Source organism: Phenylobacterium sp. (assembly GCF_019636135.1).
Classification (GTDB): Bacteria; Pseudomonadota; Alphaproteobacteria; order Caulobacterales; family Caulobacteraceae; genus Phenylobacterium.
The window spans coordinates 47319-66415 of record NZ_JAHBYD010000026.1; the positions used below are offsets into that span (position 1 = coordinate 47319).

Annotated in this window: 17 protein-coding genes; 6 read left to right on the plus strand and 11 right to left on the minus strand. The window is 70.7% G+C overall.

The genetic code is table 11. The features are described 5' to 3' along the window. The first annotated feature begins 25 nt into the window (after nucleotides 1–25). Nucleotides 26–1063: a fatty acid desaturase gene (locus KF737_RS17120; RefSeq protein WP_296457625.1), complete on the plus strand. Its 1038-nt coding sequence runs from the start codon at nucleotides 26–28 to the stop codon at nucleotides 1061–1063. Between the two features lie 131 nt (nucleotides 1064–1194). Here KF737_RS17120 and KF737_RS17125 read toward each other — a convergent pair whose 3' ends face one another. After that, the gene (locus tag KF737_RS17125) at nucleotides 1195–1527 is read right to left on the minus strand and encodes a cell division protein ZapA (RefSeq protein ID WP_296457628.1); all 333 of its coding nucleotides are present in this window, start codon (nucleotides 1525–1527) and stop codon (nucleotides 1195–1197) included. A 4-nt stretch (nucleotides 1528–1531) separates the two neighbouring features. After that, on the minus strand, nucleotides 1532–1822 hold the full coding sequence (locus tag KF737_RS17130; protein ID WP_296457630.1) for a DUF4164 family protein: 291 nt from the start codon (nucleotides 1820–1822) through the stop codon (nucleotides 1532–1534). Between the two features lie 119 nt (nucleotides 1823–1941). On the opposite strand from KF737_RS17130, the gene tkt reads away from it, so the two are divergent. Both tkt and purT read left to right on the plus strand, forming a co-directional pair. Beyond that, nucleotides 1942–3909: a transketolase gene (gene tkt / locus KF737_RS17135; protein ID WP_296457633.1), complete on the plus strand. Its 1968-nt coding sequence runs from the start codon at nucleotides 1942–1944 to the stop codon at nucleotides 3907–3909. Nucleotides 3910–4045: 136 nt separating this feature from the next. Then, the gene (gene purT, locus KF737_RS17140; RefSeq protein WP_296457637.1) at nucleotides 4046–5242 is read left to right on the plus strand and encodes a formate-dependent phosphoribosylglycinamide formyltransferase; all 1197 of its coding nucleotides are present in this window, start codon (nucleotides 4046–4048) and stop codon (nucleotides 5240–5242) included. Nucleotides 5243–5305: 63 nt separating this feature from the next. On the opposite strand, the gene KF737_RS17145 is transcribed toward purT, so the two are convergent. From KF737_RS17145 to KF737_RS17170, 6 genes are all read right to left on the minus strand, one after another. Further along, on the minus strand, nucleotides 5306–5899 hold the full coding sequence (locus KF737_RS17145; RefSeq protein ID WP_296457640.1) for a DUF3501 family protein: 594 nt from the start codon (nucleotides 5897–5899) through the stop codon (nucleotides 5306–5308). Next, nucleotides 5899–7263 (minus strand): heterodisulfide reductase-related iron-sulfur binding cluster, encoded by a 1365-nt coding sequence (locus tag KF737_RS17150; protein ID WP_296457643.1) that lies wholly within the window; start codon nucleotides 7261–7263, stop codon nucleotides 5899–5901. The genes KF737_RS17145 and KF737_RS17150 overlap by 1 nt, the downstream gene beginning before the upstream one ends. Nucleotides 7264–7445: 182 nt before the next feature. Next, entirely contained in the window at nucleotides 7446–7862 is a 417-nt protein-coding gene (locus tag KF737_RS17155) for a rubrerythrin family protein (RefSeq protein WP_293395839.1), read from the minus strand. Nucleotides 7863–8177: 315 nt separating this feature from the next. Then, a complete protein-coding gene (locus KF737_RS17160; protein WP_296457645.1) occupies nucleotides 8178–9821 on the minus strand; it encodes a hypothetical protein in 1644 nt (547 codons plus the stop codon). A 222-nt stretch (nucleotides 9822–10043) separates the two neighbouring features. After that, the gene (locus tag KF737_RS17165; RefSeq protein WP_296457648.1) at nucleotides 10044–10820 is read right to left on the minus strand and encodes an alpha/beta fold hydrolase; all 777 of its coding nucleotides are present in this window, start codon (nucleotides 10818–10820) and stop codon (nucleotides 10044–10046) included. Between the two features lie 3 nt (nucleotides 10821–10823). Then, on the minus strand, nucleotides 10824–12101 hold the full coding sequence (locus KF737_RS17170) for an LLM class flavin-dependent oxidoreductase (RefSeq protein WP_296457650.1): 1278 nt from the start codon (nucleotides 12099–12101) through the stop codon (nucleotides 10824–10826). A gap of 185 nt (nucleotides 12102–12286) precedes the next feature. On the opposite strand from KF737_RS17170, the gene KF737_RS17175 reads away from it, so the two are divergent. Together KF737_RS17175 and KF737_RS17180 are read left to right on the plus strand one after the other, a co-directional pair. Further along, complete coding sequence (locus KF737_RS17175) at nucleotides 12287–12493, plus strand: DUF2061 domain-containing protein (RefSeq protein WP_296457652.1); 207 nt, start codon at nucleotides 12287–12289, stop codon at nucleotides 12491–12493. A gap of 11 nt (nucleotides 12494–12504) precedes the next feature. Continuing rightward, entirely contained in the window at nucleotides 12505–12936 is a 432-nt protein-coding gene (locus KF737_RS17180) for a DNA starvation/stationary phase protection protein (protein ID WP_296457655.1), read from the plus strand. 32 nt (nucleotides 12937–12968) lie between these two features. Here the strand turns inward: KF737_RS17180 and KF737_RS17185 are convergent, their stop codons facing one another. Continuing rightward, entirely contained in the window at nucleotides 12969–13664 is a 696-nt protein-coding gene (locus KF737_RS17185) for a PEPxxWA-CTERM sorting domain-containing protein (protein WP_296457658.1), read from the minus strand. Nucleotides 13665–13859: 195 nt separating this feature from the next. Further along, a complete protein-coding gene (locus KF737_RS17190; protein ID WP_296457661.1) occupies nucleotides 13860–15221 on the minus strand; it encodes an erythromycin esterase family protein in 1362 nt (453 codons plus the stop codon). Nucleotides 15222–15412: 191 nt separating this feature from the next. On the opposite strand from KF737_RS17190, the gene KF737_RS17195 reads away from it, so the two are divergent. After that, on the plus strand, nucleotides 15413–17038 hold the full coding sequence (locus KF737_RS17195) for a peptide ABC transporter substrate-binding protein (RefSeq protein ID WP_296457664.1): 1626 nt from the start codon (nucleotides 15413–15415) through the stop codon (nucleotides 17036–17038). A 12-nt stretch (nucleotides 17039–17050) separates the two neighbouring features. On the opposite strand, the gene KF737_RS17200 is transcribed toward KF737_RS17195, so the two are convergent. After that, nucleotides 17051–18940 (minus strand): glycoside hydrolase family 15 protein, encoded by a 1890-nt coding sequence (locus KF737_RS17200; protein WP_296457667.1) that lies wholly within the window; start codon nucleotides 18938–18940, stop codon nucleotides 17051–17053. Between the last annotated feature and the right edge of the window lie 157 nt (nucleotides 18941–19097).

A 19097-nucleotide genomic window follows, 5' to 3' on the forward strand; every position in this document is an offset into this window, starting at 1 on the left:
GTCCGCCTTCAGGTTGGACTCCCGCGTGACCCTCACGGCCGACACCGAAGTCTCCCTCGCCCGCCAGGCCAACGACCTGGCGCGCGACCTGACGCGCGCGAGCCCGCGGATCTACTGGACCGACCTCGCGGCGACTGCGGCGGTCACGTGGCTGAGCTTCTTCGTGGCGGTGACGGCGGCGTCCACGGCCTGGACGCTCGTCGCGGGCGCGGTCTGCGTCCTGGCCCTCTACCGCGGCATCAGCTTTATCCACGAACTCACGCACCTGCGGCGCGACGACGTGCCCGGCTTCCACTTCGCCTGGAACGCCCTGATCGGCGTGCCGTGGCTGACGCCGTCGCTGCTGTACGAAGGCGTCCACGTCCTGCACCATGCCAAGGACCGCTACGGCACCGCGCGCGACCCCGAGTACCACCCGCTGGCGCGCCGCCCGCTGTACGAGCTCGCGGTGTTCCTGGGCATCGCCTTCCTGGCGCCCGTCGGAACGTTGCTGCGCTTCGGCGTGCTGGCGCCGCTGGGGTTCGCGATCCCCGCCGTGCGCCGCTTCGCCATCGCCAAGGCCTCCGGGATGGTGATCAACCCGCACTTCAGCCGCGAGGACTTCGACCGTGCGGTGAGCCCCGCCTGGCTGGCGCAGGAGATCGGCGCGTGGCTGTGGTGCTGGGCCGTGGTCGGCCTGACCGTCGCAGGCGTCCTGCCGGTCCGCGTGCTGGCGACCGCCGTCGCGATCTTCGCCCTGATGACGTTCCTGAACCAGGTCCGCACCGCCGTCGCGCACCGCTGGGACAACGACGGCGAGGTGATGGCGCCCCTGGACCAGTTCCTGGATTCGGTGAACGTGCCGCCGCCGGCGCTGCTGCCGTTCCTCTGGGCGCCCGTGGGCCTGCGCTACCACGCGCTCCACCACCTGATGCCGCGCCTGCCCTACCACAACCTGGGCCACGCCCACCGGCGGCTGGTCGAGGCCCTGCCGCCCGACCACGACTACCGCCGCGCCGAGGAGCCGGAGCTGATCCCGGCGCTGGGGCGGCTGATCGGTCGGATGCGGCGTTCCCTCCCTTAATGGGGAGGGACAGCTCGCCGCAGGCGAGCAGGGTGGGGAAGCCTGGATCATCCCCGCCGTGTGAGTTCCGGCCTGCACTGCCCCACCCTGGCCGCTCCGCGGCCTGTCCCTCCCCATCAAGGGAGGGAAGGCTAGGCGTCGGCCGCCGCCAGCCGTTCGATCTTGGCCGCGGCGTTCTCCAGCGCGGCGACGGCCTTGCCTTCCACGCGGGCGCGGTCGGCCTGCAACCGCGTGACCTCGACCTGGAGCGAGGCGAGGCGCGACCTCGCGTCGTGGAGCTCGTCGGCCAGCAGCAGGGCGCCCATCAGGAACAGGCGGGTGTCGCCGAGCTGGCCCATGTCCTGGCTCACCTGGCGGACCTGGTGGTCGAACAGGCGGGCGAGTTCCTGCAGGTGGGCCTCCTGGCCGTCCTCGCAGCCCACCGCATAGGGGCGGCCGTTCACTTCGACGTTGAGCTGAGCCATGGGATCAAGCCTCCGGAGCCTGGCCGTTGAGAGCGGCGCGGATTTCCTGGATGGCGCGGCCGAGGGCGGCGGACGCCTGGGCGCCGGCCTCCTCCAGCTCGCGCTCGCGGGCGCGGGACGCATCGAGTTCTGCGGCGAGGTTGGAGCGGTCGGCGTCGAACAGGCCGCCCGCGTCGGCGCTGGCCGCCTTCAGCCGCTGGCCCATGCGCTGCTCCAGCACGTGGAGCGCGTTTTCCAGACGCTTGGCCGCCAGGTCGAGGGCGCTCTCGCCGGTCATGCGATCCTCCGAAGCCATCCGGTCATCTATACCCGCTGCAAGTGAGTCTCGCGAAATCGCAGGGCGATTTCTTGACCCCCGCGTCCGCGCGTGCGAGGCGGCGCCCACTTCCGTCGCAAACAGATTCCGCAGGACCGATGCCCGCGCCCACACAGCTCATGGCCAACGCCATCCGCATGCTCTCGCTGGACGCGGTCGAAACCGCGGGGTGCGGACACCCCGGCATGCCGATGGGCATGGCCGACGTGGCCACGGTGCTCTGGACGAAGGTCCTGAAGTACGACGCCGGCGACACCGGCTGGCCCGACCGCGACCGCTTCGTGCTGTCGGCCGGCCACGGCTCGATGCTGCTCTACTCGCTGCTGCACCTCTCCGGCGTGAAGGGCGTGCCGATGCAGAGTCTGCGCGACTTCCGCAAGCTGGGCTCGAACACGCCGGGCCACCCCGAATACGGCCACACGCCGGGCGTCGAGACCACCACCGGGCCGCTGGGCCAGGGGCTGGCCACCGCCGTCGGCATGGCGATGGGCGAGCGCAGGATGGCCGCCCGGTTCGGCGAGGACCTGGTCGACCACCGCACCTGGGTCGTGGCCGGCGACGGCTGCCTGATGGAGGGCGTGAGCCACGAGGCGATCAGCCTGGCCGGCCGCCTGAAGCTCTCCCGGCTGACGGTGCTGTGGGACGACAACGACATCACCATCGACGGCCACGTCGGCATCGCGGACTCCACCGACCAGATCGCGCGCTTCAAGGCCGCCGGCTGGGCGACCCGGCGCATCGACGGCCACGACGAGAAGGCGATCCGCAAGGCGCTCGCCTGGGCGCTGAAGCAGGACCGACCCAGCCTGATCGCCTGCAAGACCGTGATCGGCAAGGGCGCCCCCAACATGGGCGGCACCCACAAGGTCCACGGCGCGGCGCTCGGCAAGGACGAGGTCGCCGCCACCCGCGTGGCGCTGGACTGGCCCTACGAGCCCTTCGTCGTGCCGGACGAGGCGCTGAAGCCCTGGCGCAAGGCCGGCAAGCGCGGGGCCAAGGACCGCAAGGCCTGGGAAGCCCGCCTCGCCGCCTCGCCGCACAAGGCCGAGTTCGAGCGCGCCATCGCCGGCGACCTGCCGAAGCACGCCTTCGACGCGCTGGACGCCTTCATGGAAAAGGCGGCGGCCGAGAAGCCCGCCGCCGCCACCCGCGTCCACTCGGGCGCCGTGCTGGAGCAGATCTTCGGCGCGATCCCGGACCTCCTGGGCGGCTCGGCCGACCTGACGGGCTCGAACAACACCTACGTCAAGAACACCCCGATCTTCGACGGCCCCGACTACGCCGGGCGCTACGTGAACTACGGCGTGCGCGAGTTCGGCATGACCGCGGCGATGAACGGCCTGGCGTTGCACGGCGGGGTGATCCCCTACGGCGGCACCTTCCTGGTGTTCTCGGACTACGCCCGCCCGGCGATCCGGCTGTCGGCGCTGATGGGCGTGCGCTCGATCTTCGTGGGCACCCACGACTCGATCGGCCTCGGCGAAGACGGCCCGACCCACCAGCCAGTGGAGCACGTCGCCTCGCTGCGCGCGATGCCCAACCTCCATGTCTTCCGCCCCGCCGACGCGGTGGAGACCGCCGAGTGCTGGAAGCTGGCGCTGGCGGCCAGGACCACGCCCTCGGTGCTGGCGCTCAGCCGCCAGAAGACCGCCGGCGTGCGCGGCGACGCGGGCGAGAACCGCTCGGCGCGCGGCGCCTACCAGCTCGCGGCCGCCTCGAAGCCGGCGCAGGTGACGATCTTCGCCTCGGGCACCGAAGTGCCGATCGCGCTCGCCGCCCGAGACCTGCTGGAAGCCGACGGCGTCGGGACCCGCGTGGTCTCCGTGCCCTGCTTCGAGCTCTTCGAGGCCCAGCCGGCCGACTACCAGGCCGCGCTGATCGGCGAGACAGAGGTGCGCGTCGCCGTCGAGGCCGGCGTGCGCCAGGGCTGGGACCGCTTCATCGGCTCGGACGGCGCCTTCATCGGCATGACCGGCTTCGGCGGCAGCGCCCCCGACAAGGCGCTCTACGAACACTTCGGCATCACCGCCGAGGCGGTCGCCGCCGCGGCCAGGGCGAAGCTCTGACTCTTGTTTTGAACGTCATCCCCGGGCCTGTCCCGGGGATCCATACGCGTCTGAGTCCCGAGATCGTCCTGCTGCCGCGGTGTTCATGGCTGGCCGGGACAAGCCCGGCCATGACGTTCAGGTATGAGGATTGGTGATGCGCCTCGGAACGCCCCTTTCACCCACCGCCGTGAAGGTCATGCTCCTGGGCTCGGGCGAGCTCGGCAAGGAGGTGGCGATCGAGCTGCAGCGGCTGGGGTGCGAGGTGATCGCCGTCGACCGCTACGCGAACGCGCCGGCCCAGCAGGTGGCGCACCGCGCCCACGTCATCGCCATGACCGATGCTGCGGCGCTGCGGGCCCTGGTCGAGGCCGAGCGCCCGCACCTGATCGTCCCCGAGATCGAGGCCATCGCCACCGACGAGCTGGCGCGGATCGAAGCCGACGGGCTCGCCGTCTGCATCCCGACCGCGCGGGCCGCGCAGCTCACCATGAACCGCGAGGGCATCCGCCGGCTGGCGGCCGAGGAGCTCAGCCTGCCGACCAGCGCCTACGCCTTCGCCTCGTCGGAGGCCGAGCTGGCGAAGGCGGCGGCCGACGTCACGGGCTTCCCCTGCTTCGTGAAGCCGGTGATGAGCTCGTCGGGCAAGGGCCAGTCCTACGTCGAGAGCGCCGACGGCATCGCGGCGGCCTGGACGTACGCCCTGGAGGGCGGCCGGGTCGCCGAGACGCGCGTCATCGTCGAGGGCCGCGTGGACTTCGACTTCGAGATCACCCAGCTCACCGTGCGCAGCGGGCCGGACGGCGCTGTCGAGACCAGCTTCTGCGCCCCCATCGGCCACCGGCAGGTGAAGGGCGACTACGTCGAGAGCTGGCAGCCGCAGGCGATGAGCGACGCGGCGCTGGCCAGGGCCCGCGAGATCTCCAGGGGGGTGACCGACGCGCTGGGCGGCCGCGGCATCTTCGGCGTGGAGCTGTTCGTGAAGGGCGACGACGTCTGGTTCTCCGAGGTCAGCCCGCGGCCGCACGACACCGGCCTCGTCACGCTGGTCACCCAGTACCAGAGCGAGTTCGCGCTGCACGCCCGCGCCATCCTGGGCCTGCCCACCGACGTCGCCCAGCGCGAGCCGGGCGCCAGCGCGGTGATCTACGGCGGCCTGGACGCCAGGGGCGTCGCCTTCGACGGCGTGGCCGAGGCGCTCGGCGTCCCCGGCGCGGACCTGCGCCTCTTCGGCAAGCCCGAGAGCTACGAGCGCCGCCGCATGGGCGTCGCCCTGGCCCGCGCCGCCGACACCGACACCGCGCGCAAACTGGCCGCGGAGGCGGCGGGCAAGGTCAAGCCCGTCGCGGGCTGAGCCCTCGCCGTTCCCGCCGCCTGCGGCGAAACCGGGATTACAGCCGGGGTGAGGTTGGGGGGCCTACGCGAAATCCCGGCTCAGCTCCGCCCGGCTCGCTGGCGAGAGGCCGGCGAGGTGGCTGTAGCGTTCGTGGTTGCAGCCCACGAGGATCTCGGCGGACGGGTCGCGGAAGCGGGCGATGTGTTCGGGCTTCAGCGGGAAGCGCAGGAAGTGGACCGAGCTGGTCTTGCCGTCCTCGCGGGTGCGTTCGACGTCGCCTTCGGGCTCGGCCATCACCCGCTCGCCGCCCACGGAGACGAAGAAGCAGTCCTCGACGCCGCCCAGCCGCGCCAGCATCGCCTCGCGCCGCACCGGATCGTCGATCTCGAACATCACGGTGGCGACCAGCTCCGACCCGCGCGGGATCAGCGGGTTGTAGGCCGCGAGTTCGTCGGGGACCTGGGCCGCGCCGCCCTTCTCGATCAGGAGCATCTCCTGCACCTGGAACAGCATGGTGTCGTAGTTCTCGAAATAGAACGTGCAGACGGGCCCGAGCTCGATCCGCCGCAGCCGCTTCACCGGCAGCAGCTCGGCGCGCCAGGCCTTGCGCCGCGTCGCGAACTCGGCGTCGGGCAACAGGTCTTCGGGCGTGATCTTCCGTTCGGAACTCGGCATCACAGCACTCCGTAGGCGCGCGCCATCACCGCGATCGGATGCGCCTGGGCCGGCGCGGGCGTCTCGACCTTCGGGTCGTCGGCGATGAGCTGGACCATGTGCTTGCACGCCAGCGGGCAGTCCGAGCACAGCGTCCCGGCGCCCTTGGCCACAACCTGCCTGGCGGCCGGCCGGCCCACCTTGTTGGCGACCCCGTGCGTGGCCTTCATCACCCCGAAGGTGCCGCCGTGGCCCGAGCAGCGCTCGACGATATCGACCTTCAGGCCGGGGACCAGCTTCAGCATCTCGGCCGACTTGGCGCCCATGTTCTGCGCCCGCGCGTGGCAGGCGTGGTGGACGGTCACGCCCTCGTCCAGCGTCGCCAGCCCCTCGGCCAGCCCGTAGGCCTTGGAGAGCTCGACCACGTACTCGCAGACGTCCCGGGTCGCCGCCGAGAGCTTCACGACATCGGGGTCGTCGCCGGCCATCAGCGGCCACTCGAACTTCATCATCAGACCGCACGAGGCGGTCAGCGAGACGATGTCGTAGCCCTCGGCGACGTAGGGCGCGAACGCCCTGGCCACGCGGCCTGCCGTCGCCGCGACGCCGGCCACGTCGCCGGCCTCCAGTTGGGGCATCTGGCAGCACTCGGGATAGACGAGCTTCACCTCGCACCCCTGCCGCGCCAGCACCTTCGCCGCGGCCACCGCCACGTCGGGCTCGTTGTACTCGACGAAGCAGGTCGCATAGATCGCGACCTTGCGTTTCCCGAAGGCGGGGCCTTCCGGATTGGGCTGCATGGGGCCCTTCAGCCGGTCGCTGGCGGTCCTGGAATGGAACTTCGGCAGCTCGACCTCGGCGTCGACCTGGGCGATCGCCTCCAGCAGCTTGCGCAGCGGCGTGTTCGTCCTGGCGCTGGCCCAGTTCGCCACCGGCGCGACGGGCTTGGCGAGCTTGCCGTTGCGGTCGGTCCTGCCCAGTTGCTCGCGCATGCCCTCGCGATGCCCGGCCCGGCGCTTGGCGGCGCGGTAGCGCAGGATCAGGTGCGGGATGTCGATGTCGAAGGGGTGCGGCGGGACATAGGGGCACTTCGTCAGGAAGCACATGTCGCAGAGCGTGCAGGCCTCGTCGACGTGGTCGTGCTCCTTGGTCCCGATGCCGTCGACCTCGCCCGTCGGGCCCTCGTCGATGGCGTCGAACATCCGCGGGAAGCTGTCGCACAGGTTGAAGCAGCGCCGGCACGTGTGACAGACGTCGAACTGCCGCTGCAGCTCGGCGTGGACCTTCTCGAGGTCGTAGTAGTCCGGGTCCCGCCATTCGATGGGGCGGCGGAACGGCGCGTCGAGGCTGCCCTCGCGCGGCGGGCCCTTGCTTTCTTCGCTCACACGTCAGCTCGCAAAAAAGCTGTCATCCCGGTTTCGCGTCAGCGAAGACCGGGACCCAACCCTCCGGTGCTCGGCGGCGGCCGGACTGCCCCGGCCGCTGCGCCACGCCCTTGACGCGGCGCACCCCTTGGTTGGGTCCCGGTCTTCGGCATGCGCCAAAACCGGGATGACACGCGTTGGATCTAGTCGAGCGTGTCGAGGGCGCGCTGGAAGCGGCCGGCGTGGGACTTCTCGGCCTTGGCCAGCGTCTCGAACCAGTCGGCGATCTCGTCGTAGCCTTCCTCGCGCGCCGTGCGCGCCATGCCCGGGTACATGTCGGTGTACTCGTGGGTCTCGCCGGCGATGGCGGCCTTGAGGTTGTCGGACGTGCCGCCGATGGGCAGGCCCGTGGCGGGGTCGCCGACCGACTCCATGAATTCGAGGTGGCCGTGCGCGTGGCCGGTCTCGCCTTCCGCCGTCGAGCGGAACACGGCGGCCACGTCGTTGTAGCCTTCCACGTCGGCCTTCTGGGCGAAGTACAGGTAACGGCGGTTGGCCTGGCTCTCGCCCGCGAAGGCGGCCTTGAGGTTCTCGATGGTCTTGCTGCTGGCGAGCGACATGATTTGGGTCTCCCTGAACGCAGGGGGACTATGGGCGCCCCACCCATCGGGGCAACATGATTGGCTCTATGGTCGCCATCGATACAGTCTATGGAGACCGTGCGCGCGTCGGCGGCGAAGGCAAGACGCCCCAGGATTCCTCTCCCCCCGCGAAGCGGAGAGGGAGAGGGTAGGGAGAGGGCGGCGCCAACCTCAGGGCCACCTCCCGCGGTGAAGCGAGGGCCCTCGGGCCACCTCATCTGCGAAGCGCCGCGTCGAGCCGCCCTCTCCCTACCCTCTCCCTCTCTTCGCGCTACGCGCTCGGGGGAGAGGAGGTTAGCGCGTTGCGGCCCGCGCCTTCTCGATCCGCGCCGTGATCGCGGCCTGTTCGGCGGGGGTCTTGCCCGCCCACCACGTCCGCACGCCGTCGACCGCGAGCGGCGCGGCCCATTTGCCGTGGCGCTTCAGTTCCGCCTGCGGGAAGCCGTTGGCGATCCCGCGCAGGTGCTTGTCGAAGAACCCCAGCACGAAGTCGTTCTGCGTCCCGATCATCTCGCCGGGGGGCGTGGTCCCGAAGATCGCGTCGCGGGCGGGGCGGCGCATGAAGAGGGTGAAGTCCGAGATCCCCAGGTGCCGGGCGCCCTTCACGTAGACGCGGTAGACGTCCTTGCGCGTCCCCGCCGTGGCGAAGCTCTCGTAGCTGAACTCGTTGAAGCTGCGCGGCGTCTTCGGCGCCGGAACCTTGAGTTGCTCGTACAGGTTCGCCACGTCCGAGTGGAACATCAGGAACGGCGCCGGCACGTCCGCGCCGAACGCCTGGAACGGGAAGTCGCCGCCGTCGAGGTTGATCCCCGCCGCACAGCGCCTGTCGCGCATGCAGACCGTGCCCGAGGTGGCGCCGCCGAACGACATGCCCATCTCGCCCACGCGCGTCAGGTCGCCCGCCGCGGCGATCTCGCGGATGGCCGGGGGCACGGCGCCGCGCTGGATCTGGTCGTGGACGAAGATGCGGTCGGCCGCCCAGACCTCGCCGCTCTTCAGCAGCCGGTCGCTGGTCCCGCCCTGGGCCAGCTCGCGCAGGCGCAGGTAGCCCTCCAGCCGCGCGTCGGGCGTGGCGCCGCCCAGCGCCTGCTTCTGCGCGGCCTCCGCCGCCCGGGCGCCGGGGGTGTCCGTCTTGGCCATCGCGGCCAGCGCCGGGTCCATCCCGGCGACGTCGCCGTCCGGGAACACGGTGGGCGAGGAATCGTAGGTGTGCTGCACCGAGAAGACGATGTAGCCGTGGCTGGCCAGGTGCTCCATCAGCACCGTGTTCTGCGACAGGAACGAGGTGTAGCCGTGGCTGTAGAACACCACCGGCCGCCGTGTCGGCCCGGCGAGCAGCGGGGCATCCGGGTACGCGTTCGTCGTCACGTGCTTCACGAAGGTGAAGAAGGGCGGGAAGCCCACCATCGCGCCCAGGCCCCGCGCCGTCGTATCGGCCTCCTTCTCGGTGAAGTAGGGCGCGGGCTTCAGTTTCGAGACGTCGCCGGCCGGGTACCAGACCCGCACCAGGAGGCGCCGCGGCTCGCCCGGCCTGGCCGCGAACACGCCCGGGCGGCTCGCGTCGTCCACCTCGAAGCTGCGCACGCCCACCGGATGCGGCCCGCTGGGCTTCGGCAGCGGGAAGACCGGGAAGAACAGGATCGCCGCGATCCCCACCGTCAGCAGCAGCACGAAGACGCTGCCCGAGAAGATCGGCGGCCCCTTGCGCGCCGGCGCCTTGCGCAGCCGGTTCACGCCCAGGACGGCGAGCGCGAACAGCGCCACGCAGGCGCCCACCCCGTCCTGCCAGCGGTCGTCGATCACCCCCCAGGCGCCCAGGACGAACGCCGCGGAGGCCGCGACCGCCAGGATCGCGGCGCGCCCCGGCAAGGCCCGCACCCACCAGGCCGTCACGAAGACGGCCAGCGCGGCGATCAGGAGAATGTCGACGAGCGTCATGCGAAGCGCCTCCCCAGCCGCATCCGACACGCTCCGGCGCGGCCGCTCAACCCTTGGCGCGCAGGTTTCGGAAGGTTTCGAACACCCCTGAGGGGCCGCGAGGCGGCAAACCACGGATTGCGCGGACGAGGCCGGAGCCAATCCGTGAAATCCGTGGCCCCAACACGACAGGGCCTCCGCTTTCGCGGAGGCCCGGCCAGTTCAGCTCTTGAGTGGTTGGTCCTAGCCCAGCCGCCCGATCGCCTCGGCGACGGCCTTGGGCTGTTCCATCGTCACCAGGTGGCCGGCCTCGGGGATCGAGACCAGTTCGGCGCCCAGGATGCCCTTCTTGAAGCCGTGGGCGTAGACCGGCGGGATCAGCTTGTCGGAGTCCCCCCAGACGACCACCGTCCGCGCCCGGATCCGGTGCAGGCGCGTCGACAGCCCCCGTTCCGGGATCGGGAACAGGATCCGCCCCGCCATGCCGAGCTGGCGCGCATTGGTCACCAGGTAGGTCTGCAGGAAGTTGGGGTCGGTCACGTCCCGCCCGGCCGTCAGCATCGCCGCCCCCGCCTCGGCGTCATGGAACAGGAGCGCCGGCATCTCGTAGGGCATGGTCGCGAACAGGTCGGCGATCGGGTGCGCGTCGTCCCAAAGGCCCGCGGGCGCGATCAGCGCCAGCCGCGACACGTCGTTGGGTTGGACGGCGGCCATCTCGGCCGCGATCATGCCGCCCATCGAGTGGCCGACGAGGATCGGGTCCTTCAGCCCCAGCGCCTGCACCACGTCCCAGGTGTGCAGCGTGAAATCCAGCATGTCGCGGATCTCGGGCGCCTCTTCCGAGTCGCCGTAGCCGGGGATCAGCGGGGCGTGGACGCGGTGCGTCCTGGCCAGCTCCGCCAGCAGCGGGTCCTCGGCCGTGACCCCGCCGGCGCCGTGCAGGAAGACGAGGTCGGGGCCGGCGCCGCCCACGAGGTAGCGGACCGGCGCATAGGTGGTCTGGACGGTCTTCAGCTCCATGGCTCAGGCCTCCACCGCATAGGTCTTCATCAGGTCCTCGCGCGTCGGGGCCTGTTTCGGCAGGCCGCCGGCGGAGACCCGGTCCTTGAGCGGCTGGGTCCAGAAGCGGTTGTCGTCGTCCCAGTCGGGGAACATGTTCCGGAGCTTCGGCATCACCTTCTCGGCGAAGAGCTTGGTGGAATACATGCACTTGTCGGCCGGCATGTTCCCGACATGCATCAGGCAGAAGATGTTGCCGACGTTCAGGCCCTTGATCAGGTCCTCCATCCGCTGGCGCACCGTCTCGGGCGAGCCTGCGATCACGTGGCCCTGCTCGGTCAGCTCCTTCCAGGTGAGCTGGGTGTAGCCGCCGGTGGGCGGGGCGTACTGGCTGAGCGCGCCGGTCTGGATGGTCTTGATGGTGCGGTAGCCGGGCGCGTCGGCGAAGCCCGGGTAGACGTGCAGGCAGCGGTTGTAGAAATAGCTGACGTGCTCGCTGTAGAGCCGCTCGGCCTCCTCGTCGGTGTCGGCCACCAGGATCGTCTGGGCGAAGCCCGCGCGATAGGGGCTCTTGTCGACGCCGCGCTCCTCCACCCGCTTCCAGTACCCGTTCATCAGCGCCTGGGCGCGCAGGTAGCCGGAGAAGCTGAGGTAGGAGTAGCTGTAGGTGTTGTCGATGCAGAAGTCGTAGGTTTCGACCGAGCCGCCGCCCGGGATATGCACCGGCGGATGCGGCTGCTGGATCGGCCGCGGCCAGATGTTCACGTGCCGCAGCTTGTTGTAGCGGCCGTTCCAGGCGAACGGCTCGCGCGTGGTCCACGCCTTGATGATCAGGTCGTGGGCCTCCTGGTACTTCTCGCGCGTCAGGCTCGGGATCTGGCCGTAGCAGTAGTTGGTGTCCATGGACGTCCCGACCGGGAAGCCCGCCACCAGCCGCCCGCCCGAGATGCAGTCCAGCATCGCGAACTCCTCGGCCACGCGGATCGGCGGGTTGTAGAGCGCGATGGAATTGCCCAGCACCACGACGGCGGCGTCCTTCGTCCGGCGCGCCAGGCCCGCGGCGATGATGTTGGGGCTGGGCATGATGCCGTAGCCGTTCTGGTGGTGCTCGTTCACCCCCACGCCGTCGAACCCGAGGGTGTCGGCGTATTCCAGCAGGTCCATGTAGGTGTTGTAGACCGCGTGGCTCCTGGCCGGGTCGAACAGCTTCTGGTCGATGTCGACCCAGACCGACCGGTTCGTCTCCCGGAAATCGTCCGGCAGATACGGCCAGGGCATAAGGTTGAACCAGGTGAATTTCATCGCCGGACCTCCCTGCAGCTCCTCTGGTGGGAGCTCTTCTGAACGACGATAACCGAAGGAGGCGGGGCGCCAAGCCGCCATGGACATACATTGGCACGATCTATCTCAAATCCTGAAATGATCGATTGGACCTTGGGCGAGCTGATACCTATCTGGCTGGCAGGAACGAGACAGGAGAGTCCGCCATGCGGTTCGCCGCCAAGACCGCCACCTGGTCGCTGGTCCACATGACCGTCGCCATCGCCGTGGCCTATGCGCTGACCCGCAACTGGCAGGCGGCGCTGGCCGTTGGCCTCATCGAACCGATCTTCCAGACCGTCGCCTTCGCCCTGCACGAGCGAGCCTGGGCGACCCGCGCCGTTCCGGTCCCGGTTCGCGCACACCCCCACTGAGGAGAGACACCATGGCCGGACAGGCAAAGGTCGCCGCGGGACTGTCGACGCTGCTCGCCGACACCTACGCGGTCTATCTGAAGACCCACGGCTACCACTGGAACGTCCGCGGCATGAACTTCCATGCCCTGCACGGCATGTTCATGCAGCAGTACACCGAGATGTGGGCCGCCATCGACGTGGTCGCCGAGCGCATCCGCGCCCTGGGCGAACTGGCTCCGCAGGGCTACGGCGCCTTCGCCAGGCTGTCGGACATCAAGGACGGCGATCCCAACCAGGACGCCGCCGGCATGCTGAGGGAGCTGGTCGCCGACCACGAGGCCCTGATCGCCACCGCCAAGGCGGCCCGCGAAGGCGCCGACGACGTGACCGCGGCGGTCATCGACGCCCGCATCGACGCCCACCAGAAGCACGCCTGGATGCTGCGCGCGACGCTGGGCTGACATCCACCGACCGGCGCGGACCGCCGGGCGTGTCAGCTCACGGCCGCCCCGGCGCGGCGGCGAAGCTGGGCGCCCATCGCGGCGAAGCCCAGGATCATCAGCGCCCAGCTCGCCGGCTCGGGCACGCCGCCCGGGTCCGGGTTCACGATCGAGGTCGTGCCCAGGTAGATGTCGTCCAGCGCGAAGTCGTTGCCCGTGGCCTCCGTCTGCGCATTGCGCAGATAGAGGGTCGCCGTGGTGGCGGCGCCGCTGTTGAAGGTGGTCGAGAGGCCGGTCCAGACGCCGGTCCCGGCCGGGACCGTGGACGCGCCGAGGACGATCTCCGCGCCGCCGTTCAATGAGACGGTGAAGGTCAGGATCGGCGGAGCGCTGGCATAGACGTTCATCAGGAACGCCTCGAAGAAGTAGTCCTGCATCGCGTCGATCGCGATGGCCTGTGACTGCCACACGATGTCGCCTGCGTTCGGCCCGCCGTTGCCGACGAACATCAGCCCGCTGCCGGTCGTGTGGTCGCCGGCGTGGATGAAGTTGGCGTTGAAGTCGTTCGGGTCGTCCGTGACGGTGTAGGTCTTGGCGGGAAGCCCGTTGCTCGTGAACAGATAGTCCGACGAGAAGCCGGTGTTCCCGGCCTCGAAATCGCCGTTCGTGATGAGGTTGGCGGCGTGGGCGCCCCCCGCGGCCAGAAGCGTCACGGCGGCGGCTGCGATCAGCCCGTGTTGGAAAGTCATCGGAAAGCCCCAGTCCCTAAGCGAGCCGCGGACCGGCCCATGGGGTCAAGGCGCCGCACGATCGCGCCAGGGATCAGCTTGGCCGTAAGATCGTGCGTTTTCGTGATGGTGGTCCACGGCCCGGCGTCGAAAGGGAACAGCGGACGAACGTTCCTCTCCGGGGCGATACCGGCGTCCGCTCGGGGCGGCGGGGACTCAGGCCCCGAAGGGCCAGGTGTCCTCGGCGCCGCTCACGGGGCCGCCTGTCCGCTCGTCGCCCAGCGGCGTCGCCGCCGTGGTCTCGTCGAACCAGACCCAGGCGTCGTACTGCTCGGCCAGGCGGCAGTCGGCATAGTGGCTCCAGCGCTCGGTCTCGGGCCGGTAGACGGCGCCGATGAAACGCTCCAGGTGCGGATCGGCCAGGGCGCGGCGCACGCCGTTGCGCGCTTCGGGCCGCATGTCGAGCAGGAAGCGGTCGATCCCGGCGTTGTGCGACTGCCGCTCGTGGCTCTCGGGCATCGAGGGCTTCAGCTCCTGCACCTCCATCGGCCCGTCCCAGTCGCCGGCGCAGGCCACCGTCCCGGCATGCGTGCCGAACCCGATCAGGCGCGCGTTGTCGCCCCAGGCCTCGCGGCAGAGCTGGCCCAGGCTCACCTCGTCGCGCACCGCGCCCATCTCGGTCGCCCGCGCGTCGCCGATGTGGCTGTTGTGCGCCCAGACCACCGCCCTGGCGTCGCGGTTCGCGTCCAGCAGGGCCTTCAGCGTGTCGAACATGTGCGTGTCGCGCAGGTTCCAGGCCTCGGCGCCGCCGTAGTACATGGCGCGATAGTAGGCCTCGGCGTCCTTCGCCAGCCGCGCGCCCTGCGCCGCGTCCAGCAGGTCCTCGTCCGCGCGGCCCCGCTCGCGGAACTGGCGGTCCAGCATCTCGCGCAGCATCGCCGTCACCGCCCCTTCGCAGGCCGCATAGCGCCCGGAGACCGCCATCCGCCCGTAGGCCGCCGGCTCCTGCGCCCAGGGCGTGAGGCAGCCGTAGCGCTCGCGCGCCACCTTCGCCGCCTCGGGGTCGACGCGCTCCAGGTGGTCCACCGTGGCCCGCATCGAGCCGGCCAGGTTGTAGAGGTCGAGGCCCGCGATCCGCGCCTGCGATCCGCGGCCGTGGCTGGCGTTGTGGGCGGCGAGCCATTGCAGGAAGCCCTCGAACTCGCGGTTCCGCCACATCCACCGAGGGAAGGGCGCGAAGGCCCGGCCGGGCGGGCGCCCCTTGCCGCGCACGCGGGCGTCCAGCGCCTGGGCGTCGGGCCAGTCGGCCTCCAGCGCCACGATGCGGAAACCGCGATGCTCGATCAGCCAGCGGGTGATGGCGGCGCGCGCCTGGTGGAACTCGCGGGTCCCGTGGCTCGCCGCGCCCAGCAGCACCACCTTCGCGTCGCCGAAGCGGTCGAACAGCTTGCCGAATTCCGGGTCGTCGACGGGGGGCAGCGGCTCGGCCGCCGCGGCGATGGCGCCCGCGGCCCCGCGGGGCAGCAGGCGGTCGCGCTCGACCCATGCGCCCTCGACGGGGGGACGGATGTCGGGCATGGCCTGGCTGCTCCGGATGCGAACGGCGTCTACGCCCTGAAGTTGCAGCGGGTTCCCGGCGGAACCGGGTTTGAAGGATGGCGAAATGACGGCCGTTGATCTGCGAACCGTGCAGACGCCGCGTCGGGGCCGCGCGACGCTGCTCCGCGCCACCCTCGACAGAGCCGCGATCGGCGTGGACTGATGGCGCGGTGAAGATTCCCGCCGCCGCATCCGCCCTTCTCGCCGCCCTGCTCGTCGCGGGCTGCGACAACGCCCCGCAGCGCGCCGCCTGTCCGGCCGGCCAGGTCTGCCTGGAGTACGGCAACAACTCCGAGCCCCAGACTCTGGACCCGCAGAAGGCCAACCTGCTCGACGAGGCCTCGATCATCAACGACCTGATGCTGGGGCTCACCACCGAGGCGCCCGACGCCAGCCCGATGCCCGGCGCCGCCACCCACTGGGAGACCAGCCCCGACGGCCTCGTCTGGACCTTCCACCTGCGCGACGCCAAATGGTCGGACGGCGTCCCGGTCACCGCCGACGACTTCGTCTACGGCCTGCGCCGCACGGTCGATCCGAAGACGGCGTCGATCTACGCCTACCTGCTCTACGCCATCGAGAACGGCCAGCAGGTGAACGAGGGCAAGCTGCCGCTCACCGCCCTGGGCGTGCGGGCGCCCGACCCGAAGACGGTGGTGATCCGCCTGACGCATCCGGCGCCCTACCTGCCCGAACTCCTCAAGCACCAGAGCTTCTTCCCGGCGCCGAAGCACGTCGTCGAGAAGTACGGCGACGGGTGGGTGCGGCCCGGCCGCTACGTCTCCAACGGCGCCTTCCGGCTGACCGCCTGGCGGCTGGGCGACCGCATCACCGTCGAGAAGAACCCCTATTTCTACGATGCCGCGAAGATCTGCCTCGACCGGGTGAACTACTACCCGACGCCCGACGTGGTCTCGGCCGAACGGCGCGTGGCCCGCGGCGAGCTCGACCTCAACACCCGCTTCCAGTCCAACCGCTTCGAGCGGCTGAAGGAGACGATGCCCGGCGTGGCGCACACCGGCGTGTCGCTGGCCACCGCCTACCTCAGCTTCAACACCCGCGACGTCGCCGCCTTCAGGGACCTGCGCGTGCGGCGCGCGCTCTCGATGAGCGTCGACCGCGAGTTCATCACGAAGAAGCTGCTCCGCGCGGGCCAGCAACCCGCCTACGCGTTCGTGCCGCCGATCACCGCCGGCTACGTGAAGGACACGCCGAAGGTAGGCTGGGCCGGCGTCACCTTCGACCAGCGCATCGCCGAGGCGAAGCGCCTGCTGGAGGCGGCCGGCTACTCCAGGGCCCGCCCGCTCAGGCTCACCATCACCACGGCCAACAACACCGACACGCTGCTGCTGATGGAGGCCGTCCAGGCCGACTGGCGGGCGCTGGGGCTCGTCGAGGTGAAGATCGAGCAGAACGAGGCGGGCGTGGCCTTCGCCGCCTACCGCAACCGCGCGTTCGAGATCGGCTCGATGAGCTGGTACGGCGACTTCAACGACCCCGTGACCTTCCTGGGCCTGTTCAAGAGCGACACCGGCGCCCAGAACTACGGCGACTACAAGAACCCCGCCTACGACGCCCTGCTGGTCGCCGCCGACCAGGAGCCGGACCTCGCCCGGCGCGCCACGATCCTCGCCCGCGCCGAGCAGCTCATGCTGGACGACGAGGCGGTGATCCCGATCTACTTCGTGGTGAACCGCAACCTGGTCTCCAGGCGCGTCACCGGCTGGGTCGACAACGCGCCCAACTTCCATCGCTCCAGGTGGCTGTGCCTGACGCCGCCCTCCCCTGCCCGCTGACGGGAAGGGACCCTAGCGGATGCTCTGCCAGCTCTTGGAGAGCAGGTTGGCGCAGTTGATCAGCCCGACGAGGGAGTAGGTCTGCGGGTAGTTGCCCCAGAGCTCCTCGCCGTCGAGCGCGATGTCCTCGGAGAGGAGCCCGGCCGCCGTGCGCCGCGCCAGCATCTCCTCGAAGAGGTCGCGCGCCTCGTCCGTGCGGCCCGACAGGTGCAGCGCCTCGATCAGCCAGAAGGTGCAGAAGTTGAACGCCGTCTTCGGCAGGCCGAAGTCGTCCGGGACGGCGTAGCGCAGCATGTACCGCCCCCGGCGCAGGCCCTTCTCGACCGCCGCCATGGTGGCGCGCATGCGCGGGTCGTCGGCCGGCAGGAAGCGTACGTCGACCAGTTGCAGCAGGCTCGCGTCCAGCCCGTCGCCGCCGAAGGTCGCGGCGAAGCGGCCCTCCGCCTCGTTCCAGGCGCGCGTCTCGATGGCGGCGCGGACCTGGGCGGCGCGGGCGTTCCAGTGGTCGGCGCGGTCGGCCAGCCCGAGCTTCGCCGCGGCGTTCCCCAGCCGGTCGCAGGCCGCCCAGCACATGACCGAGGAGTAGGTATGCACCGCCTCGCGGCCGCGGAACTCCCAGAGGCTGGCGTCGGGCTGGTCGTGCAGCTCGAAGGCGCGCTCGCCGATGGGCTCGAGCGCGCGGAAGTCGTCGGTGGTGGCGGGCCGCAGCAGCCGCTCGTCGAAGAAGGCCTGCACGGTCGACAGGATGATCTGGCCGTAGACGTCGTGCTGCAGGTGCTCGTGCGCCTGGTTGCCGACGCGCACCGGGCCGATGCCGCGATAGCCCGGCAGGTGCGGCGCGATCCACTCGGTCAGCACCGGCTCCAGCCCGACGCCGTAGACCGGCTGCACGTGCCCGGCCCTGCCGTTCGCCGGCCGGCCGGGTTCGAGCCCCGGGATCTCGCGCTGGTCGGGCCTGGCGGCGTCGGCGCGCATGTCGCCGCGGGTCGCCTGGTCCACCAGGTTGCGCAGGTAGGCGAGGTAGTTCTCCAGGAGGTCCGCCGCGCCCAGCCGGTTCAGCGCCTGCACCACATAGTAGGCGTCGCGGAGCCAGCAGTAGCGGTAGTCCCAGTTGCGGCCGGTCCCGCCGTCGGCCTCGTGCTCGGGCAGCGAGGTCGTCAGCGCCGCGACGATGGCGCCGGTCTCCTCGTAGGCGCACAGCTTGAGCGTGATGGCGGCGCGGATCACCGCCTCCTGCCACTCCAGCGGCACCGAGAGCGTCCGCACCCAGCCGCGCCAGTAGTCGGTGGTCTCGCGCAGCATCCGCTGGGTGGCGGTCGAGACCTCGGAGTCGAAGCCCTCGTCCGGCCCCAGGAACAGGCCGATGGAGTCCTCCAGCCGGAACGCCCGCTCCTCGACGATGTGGCTCACCGGGGCGTCGGTGGTGAGCCGGAGCGTCACCTCGTGGCCCACGTAGCGGATGTGGTTCGACCCCATGGTCTGCGTGCAGGGCCGCTCGCCGTAGTTCATCATCGGCCGCAGCCTGACCCGGATGCGCGGCGCGCCTCTGATCGGGCGGACGATGCGCACGAAGGCCAGCGGGCGGTACTGGCGGCCGAGGTGTCGATAGCGCGGCGCGAAGTCGATGATCTCGACCGCGGCCCCGTCGGCGTTGCGGATCTCGGTGCGCAGGATCGGCGTGTTGCGCAGGTAGGCCTGGACCGTCTCGACCGCCCCCTCGACCTCGACGGACCAGACCCCGCAGGCGTCGGCCGCGCCGGGGTCCCGTCCGCCCAGCAGAGCGGAGAAGAACGGGTCGCCGTCGACGCGGGGCGCGCAGGCCCACACGAACCGGCCGGCCCGGTCGATCAGCGCGCTCGCGGCGCAGTTGCCGATGGGGAACAGGTCGAGGGTCTGGCTCAAGGAGTCTCCCGCGTATCCGGAATCAAGCGTCGCGCCCCAGAGTCGCCTCGCCGACAAAACGCCGCCGAGCAACCTTTGGCTCCCCTCGGATTGATGACCCAATCATCTCTCGCTCGTCATCCCCCGGCTTGTCCGGGGGACCCACCGGGCTGTGCGT

Excerpts from the sequence above, each read along its gene's own strand:
- KF737_RS17125 (WP_296457628.1), bottom strand. The coding sequence starts at position 1,527 with ATGGCTCAGCTCAACGTCGAAGTGAACGGCCGCCCCTATGCGGTGGGC.
- purT (WP_296457637.1), top strand. The coding sequence starts at position 4,046 with ATGCGCCTCGGAACGCCCCTTTCACCCACCGCCGTGAAGGTCATGCTC.
- KF737_RS17155 (WP_293395839.1), bottom strand. The coding sequence starts at position 7,862 with ATGTCGCTCGCCAGCAGCAAGACCATCGAGAACCTCAAGGCCGCCTTC.
- KF737_RS17165 (WP_296457648.1), bottom strand. The coding sequence starts at position 10,820 with ATGGAGCTGAAGACCGTCCAGACCACCTATGCGCCGGTCCGCTACCTC.
- tkt (WP_296457633.1), top strand. The coding sequence starts at position 1,942 with ATGCCCGCGCCCACACAGCTCATGGCCAACGCCATCCGCATGCTCTCG.
- KF737_RS17180 (WP_296457655.1), top strand. The coding sequence starts at position 12,505 with ATGGCCGGACAGGCAAAGGTCGCCGCGGGACTGTCGACGCTGCTCGCC.
- KF737_RS17130 (WP_296457630.1), bottom strand. The coding sequence starts at position 1,822 with ATGGCTTCGGAGGATCGCATGACCGGCGAGAGCGCCCTCGACCTGGCG.
- KF737_RS17175 (WP_296457652.1), top strand. The coding sequence starts at position 12,287 with ATGCGGTTCGCCGCCAAGACCGCCACCTGGTCGCTGGTCCACATGACC.
- KF737_RS17185 (WP_296457658.1), bottom strand. The coding sequence starts at position 13,664 with ATGACTTTCCAACACGGGCTGATCGCAGCCGCCGCCGTGACGCTTCTG.
- KF737_RS17190 (WP_296457661.1), bottom strand. The coding sequence starts at position 15,221 with ATGCCCGACATCCGTCCCCCCGTCGAGGGCGCATGGGTCGAGCGCGAC.
- KF737_RS17170 (WP_296457650.1), bottom strand. The coding sequence starts at position 12,101 with ATGAAATTCACCTGGTTCAACCTTATGCCCTGGCCGTATCTGCCGGAC.
- KF737_RS17145 (WP_296457640.1), bottom strand. The coding sequence starts at position 5,899 with ATGCCGAGTTCCGAACGGAAGATCACGCCCGAAGACCTGTTGCCCGAC.
- KF737_RS17160 (WP_296457645.1), bottom strand. The coding sequence starts at position 9,821 with ATGACGCTCGTCGACATTCTCCTGATCGCCGCGCTGGCCGTCTTCGTG.